Genomic DNA, 18,859 nt, shown 5'->3' on the forward strand with positions numbered 1-18,859 from the left:
CAGTCGCGGTAGGCTAACCGCCATCCTGGTTTGACATCGGTCTAGAGGTGCATTTTTAGTCGCGCATTGGTATAATTTTTAGTGCGATCGCGCTAAACGGCGATCGGAATTGACACCATACACGTCCTTTGACCGATAACTGATGTTACTTCTATGTTACCCGAATGTTTTTCCACACTTTTTTTAATAATCTCCCGTCCCCACCCGCTGCCTTCGTCGGCGGGTTTTGTGGTAAAAAACGGATTACAGATTCGTGGTAAAATTTCCACGTAATTCAATTCCCACTGACGAGCAGGCTATGATTTTCTGCTCTGACCTTTACTTTTAAAACTCCGCAATTCTCTATCGCTTGTAAACCATTGTGCATCCTATTTAGGGAAACTTGTTTGAGTTCGTCTGGATTACACAACAATTTAGGCAGTGTAGCTTGAGATTCTCTGACAATTTCTACTCGGTGTTGTAGTTTTTTAATCAAAATTTAATCGAGTTTCAAGGGGTCATTAATAGTGGCAATTACTGTTCTACCATACAGTTACATCGAGAATATTTTTGAAACTAAAAATTACTTTTTTGGCTCTCTGTATACCAGATGCTTTTCTTGGCAAGCTGTGAATAAATGGCAGAGACTATCTGACTGACTCAGCAAGTTAAGCACGCTTTGATGAAATATGTGATTGCAGGGCAAATTTGTGGATTCCTTATGTTGAGCAAGCAGGATGCTCGATTCAGAAGTTTCGCGTTTTATTTTTGTAAGTTCTTGCCCTGAAAAATAGGAATATTGCGAGTTTTGGCACAATAACCGACAACTTCAAACTCAGCGTTTTGGAGAACACTTTAATAGCTTTCTCGGAACATTGGGCGACTTTCCCTGAGATGAAACTTGCTGTGAGCGATACGGGAGCATCCCGGTTTTGTAAATATCCCCAAATCAGCATAAAATGAGTAAAATCCAAAAAAACGTTAAAAAAGAGTGGAGAGAAAGAGCCATGACCCCTGAAGAACTAGAGCGATTGGAAAGCTGTACGTCAGAAATTGCTAAAATTTTTTATAACAATACACCCCCCAGTGAACTGACAAGTTTGGAAAATATCGAAAAGCATCTCAGGCAGCAATGGCTGGTTCATGTAGGTCCCCAAATAGGTTTTTTTTTATCAAACAGGCAACGGGAACAGAACAAGGACGACCCCGGACAGTAAAAAGCTGTATTGGTGAACTAATAATTACTGAAAAACAGGCAGAAAAATTAGAGGTCAAGAAATCCACCCGATTATCTCCATTATTTGAAAAATGCTGTCTCCGTCAAATCGCTAATATTTCCTACTCCAAGGCTGCCCAAGAAATGGAAGTTCAGACAGGAGTAAAGATGGGACACACTTGTTTACATCGATTGGTAGAAAAACAAGAATGGTCAGAACCGATAGCCTTCTTGGAGGTTGAGGAAACTAGCATAGATGGAGGGAAAGTCCGTCTGAGAGGGAAGTTGGGAGAAGGGTCTCATTGGCAAGATTATAAGGCCGTGCGGTTACATGAAAGTTATTATGGGGCTTTTTATCAAGATAATGAAGCGTTAATTAACTATATAAACCATCAGCCTTTAGCCGATATATTAACTTGTCGCTTGTGATGGACATGAGGGAATATGGAACATTATTAGCCAGTTGAATCCTGGTAAAACCAGACGCGAAATTTTAGATTGGTATCATTTAATTGAAAATCTATATAAAGTGGGAGGGTCGTTGAAACGTCTAGTCCAAGCCAAGGAATTTTTGTGGCAAGGCCGGGTCGAGTCCACTCTAGATTTATTTAAGTATGCTCGCAAAAAAACCGCCCAAAACTTTTGTAAGTATCTAGAAAAGCATCGCTCTCGAATTGTTAACTATGAGCAATTATCACAAGACAAGATTTGTTCCATCGGCTCGGGAGCGGTGGAATCGACGGTCAAACAAATAGATAGAAGGTTGAAAATTTCTGGCGCTCAATGGTTGAAAAAAAATGTCAATCAAATGCTCAAACTTCGTTGTGCCTACCTCAACGACCTCTTAGCCATTTGAGGCTTTTGCAAAACCGGGATGCTCCCGAGCGATACAAGCTGCTACTAAGTAGCATATCCTGCCTCAGAGGCTGTTGGCATTGAACATCGATAACTTTAGCTATGTGTTGCAGTAACTAGCAGCCAAAAAAATCACGGTGCCCGCAATTATAAATAATAACCCTGCCTTTGCGCGCAAGCATTCAAGGCAGGGTTATTATTGAGTATTCCGAATTCTCAAGGGTGAAGGGAGGACGCTGCTGCCGACTTCGGCTGCCCAGCAGTGCACTACTCGCCCAATCGAGTTATTTTAGCGCTGCGTTCGGCCAACATCAGCACTACATAAATAGTCATTACATAGCCGGCGGCCAGAATGGGAATAATTAGAGGAATATCGCGATAAATCATAATTAGAACCAAAAGTCAAGGACGAGGAGGAGCAGGACAAGTTCAAGACCTACTACATTAAGTCAGCACGCAAGACCATGCCTTGGTTCTGAAGGCTGTTTTTCCATATCAAGCCTGCGGGAACATTTAGGCGTTCCCGGTCATCAATAATGATTTACTGCTTTACAGATGCTTAAACAGCCTAAAACCATCCACTTTAGCTGCTTTGAGCTACCGTGCACATAAGATGCGCTACTCTTAACTTCTGATAACTTTTAGCCGCGAGGAACTAAAAATCTGTACCAGAAATTTTGGCTGCGATCGACTAACAAGGCTGGCTCTACGAAACTTTTACAGGCACCTAAAAGCTACCTGCCAGTCTGGCTGTACTTAATGTATAGAATTGTTTAAATCCTTAATACCCATAATAACACAGGGTTTTTGGGATTTAGAGATTTTTTGGCAGTGTCCTTAACAATTCGATACAATAGGGGCAACCCCTCTGAGAGTCGGCAACTCGCCGATGGCAGTCGGGTGACTCCCATCAGGCGGCAGATGACAAATAACTGCCGATCACCTAGATTTTTCTTTTCTATTGCAGAGAATTACCTTAAAATAAAGATATGATATGTAAAATTTTGTTACTTTACGGCTTGAGTCGGCGTATCCATGATCTCTAGCACTCTCCTATTTTCCTCGGTTGAAGAAGACCTGCGACTGTTGACAGAAAACTTAAAACAGTTAGTGGGTGCCCGTCATCCCATCTTGTACGCGGCTGCAGAATACTTATTCGGCACAAAGGGAAAACGAGTGAGACCCGCAATCGTTCTGTTGATGGCCAAGGCGACTATGCCCGATCGGGAAATCACGGAAAAACACCGCCGCCTCGCTGAAATTACGGAAATGATCCACACAGCTAGTCTAGTCCACGACGACGTGGTGGACGAGTCGGATCTGCGGCGGGGAGTGCCGACGGTTCACAGTCGGTTTAACAACCGAGTGGCAGTATTGGCGGGAGACTTTCTGTTTGCTCAATCTTCCTGGCATTTGGCAAATCTCGACAACCTGCCAGTAGTCAAACTGCTTTCAGAAGTGATTATGGATTTAGCTGAGGGGGAAATTCAACAGGGACTAAATGGATTTGACACCAGCTTGTCGATCGAAGCGTACCTCGAAAAAAGTTATTACAAAACAGCGTCTTTAATTGCCAACAGTTCCAAAGCAGCGGGCTGTTTGAGCGAGGTTTCAGCGGAAATAGCAGACGATTTGTACAACTACGGTCGGGACATTGGTTTGGCATTCCAAATAGTAGATGATATATTAGATTTCACCGCTTCAACGGAAACTTTGGGGAAACCGGCAGGCTCGGATCTCAGAAGCGGTAATCTGACAGCACCCGCACTATTTGCCCTAGAAGAAAAACCTTACTTGGAAGTTCTCATAGAACGCGAATTTGCCCAAGAAGGAGATCTAGAGCAGGCCCTGGCACTGGTAGAAGATTCTAGAGGCATAGAGAGAGCCCGAGAACTAGCCACAAACCACGCACAGAAAGCCGTCGAATACTTAGCTGCGCTGCCCCATTCAGAGTCCCGTCAAGCTTTGATTGATTTGGCTGAATACGTTTTGAGTAGACTTTATTAGAGGTTAAAAAGTTACATTTTATTGGTAATGGGGAATTGGTAATGGGGAATGCCCAATGCCTAATGCCCTGTTACCAATTAATAGAAAATTGAATTGTTTAGGCAATATCTGGCGGTGGAGCCGATCGATACTGTTGCAAGTAAACGTTAATTAAACTTTGTACTTGCTCGCGAGGGATTTCCGTCCCGACTTCCTGATTTCCGGGACTTTCAAAAAAAACAATGCTGTCAAGACCTTCCAGAGCTATCATCTGAAATAAAAGGTGAGTAACAGGCAAAAGCACCGGTCTGAGGCGATCGCCCCCAGCAGCCGCAGCCTGCGACGCATCTTTAATACTTGTCCAAGCATAAATCACCTTCTTCTCCCGTCCCGGTTGCTTGAGATTGCTCAAAACCACGATCGCCCAACTTTGGTCTACCGCTTGCAGGATCGAGTATTCGAGGTGCTGTAGCTGTTGGGCAATTAACACCAGGGCCGGGGCGATCGCCTTTAAGATTTGTGGCGTCGAACCGTCGGGCGGAGCTTTTTCGATTAATGCTTGAATCTGTTGGTCTAAATCCATCAGTCAGTTCTTTGATATCTAAAATTAAAAATTTCAGGTTAGCAGGTCCGCATCCAAGTATATATTACCCAGCACTGCCCTATTAAAGATAAGCTGACACCCCTCTAAATTGAAGATTTTGCAGCCTAGAGTCCTTGTAGCGAGCATTTGGGCCAAAAAATTAAGTGCGTAACACCTTACACAATGTCATCCAAAAAGTCTAACCATAGGGTGCTGAGCGCTAGCGCTGTCCAGGGGTGTTAAATCTGAGCCCGATCAAAAGCCGAAAACTGCTATTTCACGTTCGGATTTTTCAAACTTAAAGCAATAAAAACTGCTTGGGAGAGTTTGGTTTCAAAATCAAAACGCCCAAAGTTAGTAACTTCGTTGTGTACTGAGTCCCCCGGCGCTTACGGCGCACTCATGAGCGGGCTGGGTGCTGAGGGCGCACCTTACCCCAGATGGCGACTCAAAGAATTTGTTGGCCCCACTCCTATATATCTATTGTTCATATTTATAGTTGGTCGATCGTCCTTGACCCTACCCATACCTGCCGCTGCACCTCGGACTCATCAGTTACACCCCTAACTTTTTCGTTGTTAACTGCCCCAGATTTACCTCAAGTGTAACGAAATATTACAAGATGACGCTAAAGCTGCATAGAGGCTTGACAGCAAAGAATTAAGCGGCTAATCTGATATACATACCCGGGTAAGTCAATTCACTGTCATATGCAAGAAAAGCAAAAAGTTACATTGTATCTTCCACCAGAACTGCATCGCCAGCTCAAAATCCGAGCCGCAGTCGAAACTGAACCGATGTCATCAATTGCAGAAAGGGCAATTGTCTTCTACCTAGGAAATCCCGAACTGGTTGACGAAGTAGAAGCCTCCTACGGACAAACCCATCGGGTATACAACTGTCCAGAATGCACGGGTTCAGTAGTAATGCGAGATGGAGAACTGGCATCCGTAACAAGTCAGCCGAGCGTATTGGCTGAACAGGATCTTCCAATAAAGCAGGTGTCGGGCGTCAGTGCCAGCACCGCCAAACCGGGAGAGGAAGAATTGGTTCCCTGCTAAGAATGCCTTGCTTCGCCAAAAAGCTAAAACTGAAATTTTCAGCAGTAAGAGGGCTAAGGGCAGCATTGAGATTCAGCAAAGATAGCACCGTCTCTAGTGGGTCGAGGACTATGCAAGAAGAGATCAGTATTCTAATCCAAGCTCAATATCCTCTGATCTACCTCGTGACATCCGAGGAAGAGCGGTGTGAGCAAGCAATTTCGACAATAGCTCAAGCCAAACCACAGCGACGAGTATTTATCTGGACTGTAACTCACGGCATTGTGGAGTATGGTCAACCCCGCACCACCACCCAACACAACACCGTCTCGCCAGAGGCAGCAATTGAATGGGTGATCAGGCAGCGAGAACCCAACAGTAACGCTAGCATCTACATTTTCAAAGATTTGCATCCTTTTATAGATTCTCCTCCGGTAACGAGGTGGTTGCGCGATGCGATCGCCCACTTCAAAGGAACGCAAAAGACAATTATACTGATGTCTCCTTTGCAGCAAATTCCGATCGAGCTAGAAAAGGAAGTAGTGGTATTAGACTTCGCGTTGCCAGACATGAAGGAACTAAACCAAGTATTGTCTGGTCAGTTGGAGCAAACGCAATCGCGACGCATTACCACAGAAGCGCGAGAAAAACTTTTAAAAGCAGCTTTGGGATTGACCAAGGACGAAGCTGAAAAAGTTTATCGCAAAGCCCAAGTTTCGACTGGGCGCCTCACAGAAGAAGAAGTAGACATAGTTCTTTCGGAGAAAAAGCAATTAATTCGGCGCAACGGCATTCTAGAGTTTATTGAAGAAGACGAAACCCTGGATGCAGTCGGCGGTTTAGAAGAGCTGAAGCGGTGGCTGAGACAGCGTTCCAACGCCTTTACAGAAAGGGCGAGAGAATACGGCCTGCCCCAACCAAAAGGGATGTTAATTCTCGGCGTACCGGGATGCGGAAAATCGCTGATTGCCAAGACCACCTCCCGCCTCTGGGGACTGCCCCTGCTGAGGCTAGATATGGGTAGAGTCTACGACGGCTCGATGGTGGGTCGATCGGAAGCCAACCTCCGCAATGCCCTCAAAACAGCAGAATCCATCTCTCCAGCCCTCCTCTTCATCGACGAACTAGACAAAGCCTTTGCAGGAGGCACTGGTTCGGCCGACTCAGACGGAGGCACCTCCAGCCGCATTTTCGGTTCCTTCCTCACTTGGATGCAAGAAAAGACTTCCCCAGTCTTCGTAATGGCAACAGCCAACCGAATCGAGCGGTTGCCGGGAGAATTCTTGAGGAAAGGCCGATTCGACGAACTGTTCTTTGTTGATCTGCCTACCAAAGAAGAACGCCAAGATATATTTAAGATTCACCTGTCAAAGCGCCGTCGGGAAATTACTCGCTTCGATTTAGAGCAACTTTCCAATGTTTCCGAGGGCTTTTCAGGTGCAGAGATTGAGCAAGCGCTAGTAGCCGCCATGTACGAAGCCTTCGCTCAAGATCGAGAGTTTACGCAGCTAGACATCATCGCGGCCATTAAATCTACAATGCCACTGTCTAAAACAATGACCGAACAGGTCACCGCCCTGCGAGATTGGGCTAGACAGCGTGCAAGGCCCGCTGCGTCTTCCGTCGCTGAATACCAGCGAATGGAATTCTAAAAGCTTTCTCCTGGTCCAAACAGGAGCAAAGGCTAGCAACAGCTAGCAGTTCGATTCAAGAGCCGCCCAGCGGCACCGTTAAATCCAGACCGTTGTTGTTTCTCTCTCAGTTTTATTAGGAGGAAATCCAATGTCTCACTTTAGCACTCTGCGTACCAAAATCACCGATGCCGAAATCCTGAAAGCTTCCCTGCGCGACTTGGGCATTTCAGTCAAGTCAGAAGCTGATGTTCGTGGCTATAACGGTCAGCGCGTTCGCTCCGACATCGTGGCGATTCTCGAAGGCGAATATGACCTGGGTTGGTCTCGCAATAGCGATGGTTCTTTTGACCTGATTGCCGACCTCTGGGGCGTCGCCAAAAAGCACAATCAAACTGAGTTAATCAACTCCATCAACCAGAAGTACGCAGTTAACAAGACCTTGGCAGCAGTCAAGCAGCGCGGTTTGCAAAATGCCAACGTTAAGCTGGTAGTGCAAAACTAATTGATCTGCAAATTTCCAAGCTCGCGGGTTAACCAAACAAACGGGTTAACCCGTTTTTAGATCGCTAGGATGTAGAGGGGGGTCTTTAGGCCGCCACATACTTTTTTAGCACCCCCAAGCAGCAGCTTTCAACCTGAAAGCTGCTGCTTTATGCTTTAATGGTCAGCTACCTAATGCTTGGGGCAATCGTTGATCGTTTGTTGATAAATTTCAAGTATTCGATCGACTTTGCGTTCCCAATCAAAATGCTGCCGAACTCGTTCCCGTCCCGCAGAACCCATACTCTGCCGCAATTCTGGTGAATGAGCCAGCTTGAGCATCGCATCTGTCAGTCCCTGGACAAATCCTTCTTTAGAAGTCGGTTCTACTAAAATACCGCAAGTGGAATTCAGATAATCTGCCGGGCCACCCCAGTTCGTTGCTATGACAGGCAAGCCCACTGCCATTGCCTCCATCACCACTGCCCCCCCGCATTCCCGCAAACTGGGAAAAACCATTGCATCAGCTTGTTGCATTTTGAGAGCGCAGTCTTCCTGAGACAGCCAGCGACTAAATACAACGTTGCTGTCGATGCCTAAACGAACTGTTTGAGCTTCGAGTTCCCCTCGGATGTGCCCATCACCGATGATTTCCAAGACTGCATCCGTTTGAGCGACGACGGGTGCGAAGGCTTCCAGCAGCAAATCTACAGCTTTCCAGCCGATCAGCCTGCCTAAAAATATAAAATGAACCTGCCCGGTCGCTGCTCTTGATAAGCTAGAGTCCGATCGCCACACCGAGAAATCCACGCCGTTTTCCACAAGTTCAATAACTTTACCCTGCACTCCAGATGCCAGTGCGTGCTTAGTCCGAGCGTTTGCCACTAACAGCGTCTCCGCTTTGATTTTACCGGGAAAAAGACGATTGAAGAAATCGACGCACTGGTAACCGATCTCGATTAAAATATCAATGATAGGACTTTGGCGCGATCGAAAAGCCAGAGGAAATTTAACCGACGTGTTCATCGGCCCGATAACTACCGGAACTCCCAATCCGAACATCAACGAAGGAACTGTTGCCGAGACTGGTGTCGGTTCGTGTACAATATCAATCTCGTGTTTGCTCACCAGCCGCCGGACAATGCGACGCTGTAGCACTTGGGTGTAGAGGTGACTGAGCAGCCCAAAAGTAAATTCATTCACTCTTGCAGGGATAAATCGCCCGCAATTGTGAAGCAGTCGGTGCAGCCAAGTGTCCGGTACAAAGTGCATTCGATCGCAGTCTTCTGGAAACAGCCCTGTGAGTTCTTCCTGGGTGCGGGCGTGCGCCACTAACCATGTCTCTATTTGGCGCGATCGAAGTATCCGGAAATAGTTGACCGGCAGCAATGACTCGCCACCGAATTTAGTTGAAGCGTTCTGAGCAACAATTAAAATTCGCATAACTTGTTTGGACTCAACTGGATTTATGTAATCTGAGATTAAATTTGTTCTTTGGCATAACTAAGACGGGTTAGTTTTTCCAAGTTTTTCCAAACACTGAGCTAAAGTTTCTGCACTGCGGCCGTGGCTAAATTTAGCCATAATTTTTTTCCGGGATTCCTGACTGAGGCTCAAAGCAAGTTCGGGATTTTGCAGTATATTGACGATCGCATCGGCCATTTCTTGGGGTTTTTCTGATTGGACTAATAGAGCATCCATGCCGTCATTTACTAGCTCAGAAGTTCCGCCTACATTAGTAACAACCGACGGCACTTCCATCGCCATTGCTTCCATCACAGCAACCGGAACTCCTTCATTCAAACTTGCCAAAGCGAAAATGTGAGCTGCTTCTAGACCTTGGCGAATTCGCTGTTCCGAAACAGCCCCAAGTAGCTCCACGCATTCGGACATCGATTTATCTTCAATGATTTTTTGTAGCTCTTGGTGATACCCGCTGCCCCCTTGTTCATCCTCGCCTGCAATTTGCAGCCTCACGTCAAATCCCCGATTTCGCAGCAATTCTACAGTCTCAATCAAGTATTTATGACCTTTCACCGGGTTGAGGCGGCCGCAAGCAAAAATATTGCACGGACTTCCTTCTTGCCAAGGCTTGTAAGGGCTGCTGCGTTCAATTTCTGCAGTATTAACTCCCATGGGAGCAACAGCTAATTGTTTGGGAAGAAAGTTCGCTAATTTATTTTTGACATCATTGAGAAGCAGTTGAGATATGACGATCGCAAAAGCAGCATTTTTCCACTTTTGTTCCTGATTTGACCCGTACACTTCTAAAGTAGGCCCGTGAAGAGTTATACTGTAAGTACACCCTGTAATAATTGAGTTAAATAAGGCTATATTGGCGGAATTGGCACAGGAATGAACGTGGATATGAGACCAACCTTTTGTTTTTGTTAACCCTGCTAGTTTGCCAGCAACCAAAACCAGTGCTAAGAGTTTAACTTTTTCAAATAACGATGTATCTCTCGCTTTGGCAATAACTGCTAGGCACTGCCACCATGCAGCGGGACCTGCTTTGAGAACCTCTAGGAATGAGTTAATAAAATCTTTCGCAGCAAAGGGAAATAGATAAACAGTATTTTTTTGAGCTTCTTCTGCCCATACGTGAGAAGCGATCGCTCTGGGTGGCGGTTGAGTTGATACTAAATCTGTTTCAATTCCAAGTTCTGCAAGAAATTGTCGCTCCCGCCACAAAAAGATGTGTGTTTGTCCGGGAAATTGGGGAATAAAGTATCCGATTTTTGCCTTCATTTCTTACCTACTTTCTAATTTTTACTTCAAGGGTATTTATCTACTATGCCGATGCACGAACACCTTTCTCACCGAGCATTTTTTCGTAAATCTCGACGATTTTTATGCCCTTGTTCTCCCAGGCAAATTCTCTGGCTTTTTCGATCGCCTTCGCTGACATACTTTCCCGCAGCCTATCATCTTCTACTAACAGCTTAATTTTACTTATCAACTCCTGTGTTAGATACTCTCTAGAAATCGGCTCGATCTTAAAACCAGTTTCTTCATTGACGTATTCACCAATACCGCCGTTATTGGCAACTATGCAGGGGAGTCCGCAAGCCATAGCTTCCATTACCACTGCGCCCCCGAACTCTCGGATTGAAGGGAAGCAAAAAATATCTGCTTTCCTGTAATAATCCAAAGTTTCTTGTTGATTCACCCATCCGGCAAAGCTAACTATTTCCCCTAGATTAAGCTCCTTTACTCGGTTTTCCAAGTTATTTTTTTCTGGCCCGTCTCCTACTATAGTTAAGCGGATTTTACTTTTAATTACCTGCTCTAATTTCCCAATAGACTCAATGACAATATCGGCACATTTGTAAGGCACTAATCGACCCACAAAAAGCAGATTGATATGGCTAACATCTTTAATTGGGATACTTGTCTGGTTTAAAAAATCCTCCGAAATGCCATTTTCGTAGAACAAATCAATTCTTGGGTCAGGGATTGCAAACAAATCTTTTAGCATATTTAAAGTATATGTTGAACCTGCTAAAATTTTGTCGGCTTTTTTGTAAGTTTCTACATAACCGGGAATTAATGCTCGACCAACTGCTCTCAAAAAGTTGAATTGAGCAAATTCTTGTTTTGCCGTTTCTTGAAAACCTGGTGGAAAGGGAATGCCCCCATTCACAGGGCCTAGAATAAAAGGAGTCTGCTGGCAAACACTGACTACCTTAAACGGATACCGCGGCATCATCGGGGTAATTGCATGAACTATGTCATAATCTCCGTTGAGGATTTTTCCTTTGAATTTTTCATATACTTGCTGATTAAATTCTTCATAAATTGGGTAGCTCAAGGTATTATAAAGAGGCCAATTTACTCGCCCGTTTGCGGTGAGTTTTTCGACTATTTTATAATATTGCTTGGTTAACTTTCCTTCTTCAAGGTAGACAACTTTTTCGTATTCTGGGTGTTTTTCGAGAGCTGGTTTATTTCTAATATGGGTGACGAGGGTTACATCAGCTAAATTATTGATTTTTTGGAAAAAATTGTACCCCACCAAAGGTACTGATGCCCAGTCAGGATTGCACTGCTCTACAATTAGTAAAACTTTTAATTGTTGATGGCTCATTTGTTTGCTACTCACGGGTGGACTTTCTGGGACGTTAGCTCTAATTCTAGCTGGCTGAATGAATAGAGTTGGTTGTTTTGTATTCGATCAGCTTGCTCTGCTGCCCCAGCAATCGGCGCTGGTGAAACTGGATTTGACCTTGTAGCTGGGGAAATTTGGCTAATACGCAAGACAAAGCGTAGATGGCTGAGTCTTTAGTTGTGAGAGCCCGATGCTTTAGATAATAGTTATAGGTGCGATAGGTTGCTAAGGGGTAGCCACTCAATAGTAACAAGCTCCAGCCTTTTGTCGGCCATATCATTGCCAAGGCTAGGGCTGGCAAGACTAAGCCCCAAAACCAGGTGCTGCGGGTTTCTTTGACCCAATGGCGCTCTGGTTCGCTTCCGTGCATCCAGGAACCCTCGGCGTAGGCGTAACCAGCTCTTTGGGCGCGCTTCCACCACTGAACAAAACTGGTCATTTGCGCGTCGTGCAGGGTCATTTCTGCGTCTAAGCGAAGGATTTTCCAATCTTTTTGGCGCAGCCGCAAGCACAGTTCGGGTTCTTCGCCGGCTATGAGTGCGAGATTGAAACCTTCCACTTGCTGAAATGCTGTGGCGCGCATCATGGAGTCGCCACCGCAGGCTTTGGTTTCGCCAATGGGGGTATCCCACTCGATGTCGCACAATTGGTTGTAGATGCTTGCTTTGGGGTATCGTTCGCGCCTCCGCCCGCATACTGCTGCTAAGTCGGGTTTGGCTGCGAGTTCGCTGTAGGCTCGATCGATCCATCCATCAACTACTTCGCAGTCACCGTCCACAAATTGGACAAATTCGATTTCTGGTGCTATTTCCAGCAAGCGGGCAAAGCCTTCATTTCTGGCGCGGGCTGCGGTAAACGGTATAGATAAGTCTAGTTCTACTGTATCGGCTCCGAGCGATCGGGCTAACTCTAGGCTACCGTCTGTTGAGCCGGAATCGACGTAGACGACGCGCGCAACTTTGTCTGTGGCTGAGACTAGGCACTGGCGGAGGCGCTGCCCTTCATTTCGTCCGATCGCCACTAATCCAATTTGTTTCAAGTTTTACCTTTTGAATGCGACTACTGAGCAGTTCCTTTTATATTTTAATAAAAGTCCAGCTAATTTCATAATTTTTCTGCGACTTCTAGAAATTATTTGTCAGACTTCCTGGGTTGTTTTTCGATTATTTTTGCCGGTATTCCCACTGCGGTTGCACCGGGTGGCACGTCACAAATCACCACAGCATTGGCACCAATCAAAGCATGATCGCCGATCGTTACGGAGCGAATAATTTTAGCTCCTGCACCAATATCGACATGACCGCCGATTTTGACATCAGCAACAATTGTCACCTGCTGAAGAATCAGACAGTTAGGGCCAATGGAAGCACTGGGATGAATGACAACGCCATTAGGATGAGTCAGCAGCAGTCCTCCTTGTATTTGGCAGTTCAAAGGGATGTCTGTTGCAGTGACAACGCTCCAAAATCGATGCTGGATCACGTTCCAACGGCATAAAACATATCCTCCAATGCCACCCTGCTGCTGCCACTTTTGATAGTTGCGGATAGATTTGAGCAGTTGGCGACTGGGTTCCCACCACTTGCTAAGTTTTTCGCGGCTCCAGTCTGGTTCTGTAGCAGAAATGATTGACTTAGTGATTGACTCAACCATTGTTTGTACAATTTTTTGATGATGTAGACAATTGTGCTTATTTGTGCGGTTTATCTGAAGATGAATCTCTAACTTGACTAGGGAGATTTATTGAATCTCCGCAGAGTTATAGCAGAATCCATAAGGAAGAAAATGATTTAAGCGTTGTTTTCAGCAGGCCGGGATTTGATAATTTTGGCAGGGATACCAACGGCAGTTTGACCTGCGGGAATATCTGATAAAACTACAGCATTGGCACCGATATTTACGTCGTCTCCTAGGTTGACCTTGCCGAGGATTTTTGCACCAGCGCCGACGTTAACCCGATCGCCCAATTGAGGGGATTCTAGCGGTTTGTCCAAATAGCGGTTTCCCAAGGTTACACCTTGGCGGATAATGCAGTCGTCGCCGATCGTACAATATCCGTGAATAATAATAGCGTTTTGATGTTCAATCACCACGCGACGACCGAGCTTCACAGTGTAAGGCAAGTCTATCCCATAACTATTGCGGACTTTTCGGTAGAGTGCTCGATAAATAATGCTCAAAGGAGCTCGCAGTAATTTCGGTTCTACCTGCATTCTCCAGACGCCAAAACGCTGCACTGCTACGGCGCGAAATCCCGGTTTTGTCCAATCTCGACCATGAGCAATCCAGTCTTCTTTAATTTGCTGCCACAGTCCCAGGCCGGGGTTTTCTACTTGATTTTCACTGGTGATTAAGTTTTGCTCAGTTACCATAAGCTCTAATTCACGCTATTTCTTGTTTACTCTATTGCTAGATGCCGACGATATTAATGGGTCTGTCAGGTTTTTGAGGAAGGAGCAATCAGGTTTTATCGATCGAGAATACTAATTTCTCGGCTGCATCATAAAATATTTTGCTTGCCTAGGTTAACCTGGTTTAGTTGGCTTTTACCGATTTACCAACTCCCTTTAAAAGTTTTTGGATTTTTCAATCTTACCCCCCTTAAAAAATACACTATTTAATACAAAATCCCTCAGCAATTGTGGTGGATCGCCATCGGGTTTGCCTTGAAGTACGCGGCGAACCCTCCACACTGCAAAACCCGAAGCCCAGGATATATCAGTTAATGCTGTGTAAACCAAGCCGTAGTTTTTGATAAAGTACCTACGCCGGGAATCAAACCAATAGGTGGGCAGCCGCTTGGCGGGCTTTTTGGTGTCAGTGACGCCTGAGCTTTGGCCGACTAAGTGGACAACACGACTTTCGGGTACGTACCAGCAATTCCAGCCAGCTTTGTTCGCTTGCAGACAAAAGTCCATTTCTTCGCAGTACATGAAATAAGCTTCATCCATCAAGCCAATCTTTTCAAATACTTCGCGACGGACGATCATGCTGGCTCCAGCTACCCAATCAGTTTGACAGGTTTTTTGAGAAATGGGAGGCGCTGCGGCCCAGTTGGCTAATAACTTGGATATAAAGCCTGTCCGCCAACCAAAATCGATTTCGGTGAAGATGTTGTGAAACCGAAAAGCTGACTCCTGGGGCGTGCCGTCGGGGTCTTCCAAGCGGCTGCCGGCGATGCCGGCTTCGGGGTGGGAGTCCATGAAATCGACGAGGGCTTTTAAGGCACCGGGGCGAACTATGGTGTCTGGGTTGAGCAGCAGGAAGTAAGGGGGAGGATTGGTGGATTGGAGGGTGGGACGGATCAGGGCGTTGTTGCCGAAGGCAAATCCGCCGTTGCGGTTTAGGGGAACGAAGGATGCCCATTCATTCCAGCCTTCTGAGGCGATCGCACTACTAATTTCTTCGACGGAGCGATCGCCTGAAGCATTGTCGCCAACTACAACTCGCATACCGGGCAGCGATTGAACTTCGCTAACTAGAGAGCGCAAGCAGTCTATTGTCAAACTAGAGGTTCGGTAGTTAACAATGACAACCAGCAGTGGATAGGGGTGATTGGACTCGCTGGCCTTCGACATAAGTACCGTTGTTGGTTTAACAACTTTTTAGCTCAAGTTGTACCCATCTGGCAAGCTGGAGCGATCGCCAGGAGTGCAGGTATCGCCTACTTTTTTGATTGCTCCAACATAATTGACAAAAGCTGCCACCGCTGCCGGTGCATTTCTTCGTGAGTCAGGCGGCGAGCATATTTCAGACCTGCCATGCCCATATTTTGAAGTAGGTTCAAGTTTTCTCCCGACTGTTTGAGCAAGTTTGCTAAATCAACTGGGTCATTGCAATTACCGATCAAGCCTGTGATGCCGTTTTCGATACAGTCGCGGAGTCCGGCTGTGTTGTTTGCCAGTACCGATACGGCCTGGGAATAAGCATCGTATACTATTCTGGGCTGTTCGTCTGAGGTACTGGGAACGACAACAGCATGATATTGTTGCAGCCGCCCGAAGAATTCTCTGCCGTAAGGAATAGTTCCCAAAAGTTCTATCTGTACCGATTTTTGCATTGCCTTGCTGGCTGCTTGGCAGTTGCTTAACAGTTCGCCTTCACCTAGTATGTCCAGCTTGACGGGAATGTTTTCCTCCTCCAAGATTTTCATTGCTTCTAGGAGAACTAACAGGCCTTTCTCTGGAACCAATCTGCCCGCAAATAGAATTTTTAGTTGTTTGGGCGAGGCTGACAGTTTTTCGTGCCATATTTTAGTCGCCTCTGCTTCCGAAATAATATTTTCTTCATCTATCCACGAAGCATGAATTATCTGACTTTGTTTGTGTCGTTTTTTTAATAAACTTTGCTGATATTCTGCCTGTGTAAAGATTGTCAAGTCGGCGCTGTTGATGCACCAGCGATTAAATGTTTCGTATATGTAAGCTTGAATTTTGGCTTTAATGCTGGCAGGGGTGCCCGGCAGCAGCCGCCACGGTGCGGACTCGACTATGAGCAGGTATGGTTTCCGCTGTATCAGGACTATTGGCGTCACTAACCATGCCATCGGAATCGGCCAGCCTGCTACGCCGCTATGTACGATATCTGAAGATGCGATCGCGCCCCAAAGCTGGGCAACCGTTGCCGGCAGCAGCAATATTGCTTTGGCCAAGCTATTTGGGGAGGGAAGGTCAATAAATTTAGCATCAGCAAATGATGTTTCCGAATCCACGTCTATTGTATCTTCGGGGGGGGTTTCTCGCACGCACGGACATGCTAGCGTGAAGTTTTTCAAATACTTGAAGTGTTGGGTTAGGTCTTTAGCCCACATTAAATCGAGATACCTGCTGCCTTTGGAGTCGCAGAAAAATGGGATGTTGAGGACTAGCAGGTAGCGCTTGTCTATGGGCATCAAAGTCAGTTCTTTAGCCCCATCTTCTGTGATATTTAACGAGTTGGAGTCCATAAAATACACTACGATTAAATGTGATATATCTATTTTAATGCCACTTTACAATAGTCAGGACAGTTTTTATATGGCCCAATGGCTTATTCTGTAGGACTTTGAGCCACTGTGGATAATTAAATCAATGTCAGCTCCACCCCGCTCGTTGCATTTAATTGGACTTTATTTATGATCCTTGCGCTGTAAAGCTTTTAGTCTCGTTCCAAAAACTGTCCGGAGTATTGACTTTAGCCAGTTTTTAGTATTAATTGACACCCTAAACAAGCAATCATATCGCCAAACAATACTGAAGTCAATTTTAAATCTCGCCGCTCTGGATCAAAGTCGATACTGCCTGTAGGCTTGACTGGCGGCTCGGTGCAGCAGCGAATGGCGGTAAACTAACCCCTTAGCGTCATGGGAATAGCCCCCGCCAATCACGCAGGCCACGGGATAGCCGCCAGCCAAACACGCCATCAAAACTTGCATTTCCCGGCGAAATAAGCCCGTATCAGTTAAAGCTAATTTTCCTAGTTTGTCACCGTGATGAGGGTCTACTCCAGCATCGTACAAAACTAAATCTGGCTTGACATTTGAAAGCAAATCTGGTAAGAATTTATCCAATGTTTGTAAATATTCGTCGTCCTCCATACCCACAGGCAAAGGTACATCTAAATCGCCCTTTTGTTTAGTGCCGGGAAAATTGACTTCGCAGTGCATCGAGAAAGTAAAAACGCTACTGTCATCTTGGAATATTACGGCGGTTCCGTCTCCTTGGTGGACATCTAAATCAACAATTAAAACTTTGCGAACTAAACCATTTTTTTGCAAGACGCGAGAGGCGATCGCCAAATCATTAAAAATACAAAAACCCGACCCAAAACCAGGGAAGGCGTGATGAGTTCCGCCCGCAGTATTGCAAGCCAAACCGTAGTCTAAAGCGAGCTTGGCAGTTAGTACAGTTCCTGCAACCGCAGTGCAAGTGCGATTAGCAAGAGCCCGACTCCAAGGCAGACCAATTCGCCGAGTAGCTTTGTTATCGAGCGTCCCGTTGCAGTAAGCTTGAACATAAGAGTGGTCGTGGACTAATTCAATCCATTCTTGAGGGGGAAGTTCGGGAGCGTGAAATTGCGATTCATCTGCTACCCCGTCCGCGAGCAGCATCTCGTAAAGCATCCGAAACTTTGCCATCGGGAAGCGGTGATCCGGTGGCAGAGGTGCAACGTAATCTTCGTGGTAAATAATTGGTAAGTCCATTAAAATTATTGTATAACGAATGAATCTCCAATTGAAAGCCTGCAATCTCAAATTTAAATTCGCTGGAGAACCTGTATATGCAACAACTAAAAACAGTCTGGCAGTCCGGCAGCAGCCACCCCGAAAATGCTGACAATCTCGATAATATCAGTGAGTGGTGGGCAAACCTCAACGGCAAAGAAATTAGCTGGGTAGAGCGACTGATTCCACAAATCGGCGGTCTGAGCGAAATTCACTGGCACCCTCAGCGTTTTGACGAAATATTTGTGATAGTCAATCCCGAAATCCGTGAAGATACTCTCTATTGGTACAAACGCGGTTCTCCTGTCCAACGTAATAACACTGTTGACAAACTAGAGCTTGACAACTTGCAACAGCAATTGTACATCTATCCTCAGTTGGAAGCGGAACTGGTAATTCGCGTAGGAATTCCCGAAGTTAAATATCAAACACTTGAATTGAACAATCCAGAAATCGCCTTGGGTGAAGATAATATGCTGCTGTTATGGGAGGCTGACCAAGAACTAGAAATTAAGATTTACTTCAGCAATGAAAATATTGCTAAACTTAAGGAATTGCTGGCATAGAAAAGACCGAGACAATAGTTTATATGGTAGGCTGTGGGTGCCAATGGATGGATCGCATCTATACTCTTAGTTACCTATAAATATCTTAAGACTGATGGGCAGGTGGGTCAAAACCGAGGTTTTTCACAGCCATACTTTGTTGCAGCGACAAGAGTAAAAAAAAGGTTTCTTCGCCTCGTGGTATGTCCAGGTGTGTATCTCGGCTAAAAC

Annotated in this window: 16 protein-coding genes and 1 pseudogene; 6 read left to right on the top strand and 11 right to left on the bottom strand. The window is 45.7% G+C overall.

The window, feature by feature from the left end; all coding sequences use genetic code 11:
- Window positions 1-92: 92 nt before the first annotated feature.
- The gene (locus QUA10_RS07065; protein ID WP_333081968.1) at window positions 93-269 is read right to left on the bottom strand and encodes a hypothetical protein; all 177 of its coding nucleotides are present in this window, start codon (window positions 267-269) and stop codon (window positions 93-95) included.
- Between the two features lie 717 nt (window positions 270-986).
- Between QUA10_RS07065 and QUA10_RS07070 the strand changes: the two are divergent.
- Both QUA10_RS07070 and sds read left to right on the top strand, forming a co-directional pair.
- Window positions 987-2,051: pseudogene (locus tag QUA10_RS07070) on the top strand (ISKra4 family transposase).
- 1,034 nt (window positions 2,052-3,085) lie between these two features.
- Window positions 3,086-4,057, top strand: coding sequence for a solanesyl diphosphate synthase (gene sds, locus QUA10_RS07075; RefSeq protein ID WP_333081969.1), 972 nt, complete (start codon window positions 3,086-3,088; stop codon window positions 4,055-4,057).
- Between the two features lie 97 nt (window positions 4,058-4,154).
- Here sds and QUA10_RS07080 read toward each other — a convergent pair whose 3' ends face one another.
- Window positions 4,155-4,619 carry a hypothetical protein gene (locus tag QUA10_RS07080; RefSeq protein ID WP_333081970.1) on the bottom strand — a complete coding sequence of 155 codons (465 nt, stop codon included), beginning with the start codon at window positions 4,617-4,619 and terminating at the stop codon, window positions 4,155-4,157.
- Between the two features lie 710 nt (window positions 4,620-5,329).
- Between QUA10_RS07080 and QUA10_RS07085 the strand changes: the two genes are divergently transcribed.
- From QUA10_RS07085 to QUA10_RS07095, 3 genes are all read left to right on the top strand, one after another.
- A complete protein-coding gene (locus tag QUA10_RS07085; RefSeq protein ID WP_333081971.1) occupies window positions 5,330-5,680 on the top strand; it encodes a hypothetical protein in 351 nt (116 codons plus the stop codon).
- A gap of 110 nt (window positions 5,681-5,790) precedes the next feature.
- Window positions 5,791-7,311, top strand: a complete 1,521-nt coding sequence (gene ycf46 / locus QUA10_RS07090) for a stress-responsive protein Ycf46 (RefSeq protein WP_333081972.1) — start codon at window positions 5,791-5,793, stop codon at window positions 7,309-7,311.
- Window positions 7,312-7,441: 130 nt separating this feature from the next.
- Window positions 7,442-7,795 (top strand): DUF1257 domain-containing protein, encoded by a 354-nt coding sequence (locus QUA10_RS07095; RefSeq protein ID WP_006635781.1) that lies wholly within the window; start codon window positions 7,442-7,444, stop codon window positions 7,793-7,795.
- Between the two features lie 170 nt (window positions 7,796-7,965).
- On the opposite strand, the gene QUA10_RS07100 is transcribed toward QUA10_RS07095, so the two are convergent.
- From QUA10_RS07100 to QUA10_RS07140, 9 genes are all read right to left on the bottom strand, one after another.
- Entirely contained in the window at window positions 7,966-9,216 is a 1,251-nt protein-coding gene (locus QUA10_RS07100) for a glycosyltransferase family 4 protein (protein ID WP_333081973.1), read from the bottom strand.
- A gap of 60 nt (window positions 9,217-9,276) precedes the next feature.
- The gene (epsE, locus tag QUA10_RS07105; protein WP_333081974.1) at window positions 9,277-10,521 is read right to left on the bottom strand and encodes an exopolysaccharide biosynthesis GT4 family glycosyltransferase EpsE; all 1,245 of its coding nucleotides are present in this window, start codon (window positions 10,519-10,521) and stop codon (window positions 9,277-9,279) included.
- A 43-nt stretch (window positions 10,522-10,564) separates the two neighbouring features.
- On the bottom strand, window positions 10,565-11,875 hold the full coding sequence (locus QUA10_RS07110; protein ID WP_333081975.1) for a glycosyltransferase family 4 protein: 1,311 nt from the start codon (window positions 11,873-11,875) through the stop codon (window positions 10,565-10,567).
- Between the two features lie 31 nt (window positions 11,876-11,906).
- The gene (locus QUA10_RS07115) at window positions 11,907-12,920 is read right to left on the bottom strand and encodes a glycosyltransferase (protein WP_333081976.1); all 1,014 of its coding nucleotides are present in this window, start codon (window positions 12,918-12,920) and stop codon (window positions 11,907-11,909) included.
- A gap of 92 nt (window positions 12,921-13,012) precedes the next feature.
- Window positions 13,013-13,534 carry a serine acetyltransferase gene (locus QUA10_RS07120; RefSeq protein ID WP_333081977.1) on the bottom strand — a complete coding sequence of 174 codons (522 nt, stop codon included), beginning with the start codon at window positions 13,532-13,534 and terminating at the stop codon, window positions 13,013-13,015.
- A gap of 137 nt (window positions 13,535-13,671) precedes the next feature.
- Window positions 13,672-14,253, bottom strand: coding sequence for a serine acetyltransferase (locus QUA10_RS07125; protein WP_333081978.1), 582 nt, complete (start codon window positions 14,251-14,253; stop codon window positions 13,672-13,674).
- A gap of 195 nt (window positions 14,254-14,448) precedes the next feature.
- On the bottom strand, window positions 14,449-15,459 hold the full coding sequence (locus QUA10_RS07130; protein WP_333081979.1) for a glycosyltransferase family 2 protein: 1,011 nt from the start codon (window positions 15,457-15,459) through the stop codon (window positions 14,449-14,451).
- A gap of 86 nt (window positions 15,460-15,545) precedes the next feature.
- On the bottom strand, window positions 15,546-16,826 hold the full coding sequence (locus QUA10_RS07135; protein WP_333081980.1) for a glycosyltransferase: 1,281 nt from the start codon (window positions 16,824-16,826) through the stop codon (window positions 15,546-15,548).
- Between the two features lie 318 nt (window positions 16,827-17,144).
- Entirely contained in the window at window positions 17,145-18,062 is a 918-nt protein-coding gene (locus QUA10_RS07140) for a histone deacetylase (RefSeq protein WP_333081981.1), read from the bottom strand.
- A gap of 77 nt (window positions 18,063-18,139) precedes the next feature.
- Between QUA10_RS07140 and QUA10_RS07145 the strand changes: the two genes are divergently transcribed.
- On the top strand, window positions 18,140-18,649 hold the full coding sequence (locus tag QUA10_RS07145; protein ID WP_333081982.1) for a hypothetical protein: 510 nt from the start codon (window positions 18,140-18,142) through the stop codon (window positions 18,647-18,649).
- The last annotated feature ends 210 nt before the right edge of the window (window positions 18,650-18,859 follow it).

Source organism: Microcoleus sp. Pol8_D6 (assembly GCF_036700965.1).
GTDB lineage: Bacteria > Cyanobacteriota > Cyanobacteriia > Cyanobacteriales > Microcoleaceae > Microcoleus.

What these genes read in the sequence shown, in the direction of transcription:
- QUA10_RS07135 (WP_333081980.1), bottom strand. Translation starts at nt 16,826, where the DNA reads ATGGACTCCAACTCGTTAAATATCACAGAAGATGGGGCTAAAGAACTG.
- QUA10_RS07130 (WP_333081979.1), bottom strand. Translation starts at nt 15,459, where the DNA reads ATGTCGAAGGCCAGCGAGTCCAATCACCCCTATCCACTGCTGGTTGTC.
- epsE (WP_333081974.1), bottom strand. Translation starts at nt 10,521, where the DNA reads ATGAAGGCAAAAATCGGATACTTTATTCCCCAATTTCCCGGACAAACA.
- QUA10_RS07120 (WP_333081977.1), bottom strand. Translation starts at nt 13,534, where the DNA reads ATGGTTGAGTCAATCACTAAGTCAATCATTTCTGCTACAGAACCAGAC.
- QUA10_RS07085 (WP_333081971.1), top strand. Translation starts at nt 5,330, where the DNA reads ATGCAAGAAAAGCAAAAAGTTACATTGTATCTTCCACCAGAACTGCAT.
- QUA10_RS07140 (WP_333081981.1), bottom strand. Translation starts at nt 18,062, where the DNA reads ATGGACTTACCAATTATTTACCACGAAGATTACGTTGCACCTCTGCCA.
- QUA10_RS07095 (WP_006635781.1), top strand. Translation starts at nt 7,442, where the DNA reads ATGTCTCACTTTAGCACTCTGCGTACCAAAATCACCGATGCCGAAATC.
- QUA10_RS07145 (WP_333081982.1), top strand. Translation starts at nt 18,140, where the DNA reads ATGCAACAACTAAAAACAGTCTGGCAGTCCGGCAGCAGCCACCCCGAA.
- sds (WP_333081969.1), top strand. Translation starts at nt 3,086, where the DNA reads ATGATCTCTAGCACTCTCCTATTTTCCTCGGTTGAAGAAGACCTGCGA.
- ycf46 (WP_333081972.1), top strand. Translation starts at nt 5,791, where the DNA reads ATGCAAGAAGAGATCAGTATTCTAATCCAAGCTCAATATCCTCTGATC.
- QUA10_RS07100 (WP_333081973.1), bottom strand. Translation starts at nt 9,216, where the DNA reads ATGCGAATTTTAATTGTTGCTCAGAACGCTTCAACTAAATTCGGTGGC.
- QUA10_RS07080 (WP_333081970.1), bottom strand. Translation starts at nt 4,619, where the DNA reads ATGGATTTAGACCAACAGATTCAAGCATTAATCGAAAAAGCTCCGCCC.
- QUA10_RS07125 (WP_333081978.1), bottom strand. Translation starts at nt 14,253, where the DNA reads ATGGTAACTGAGCAAAACTTAATCACCAGTGAAAATCAAGTAGAAAAC.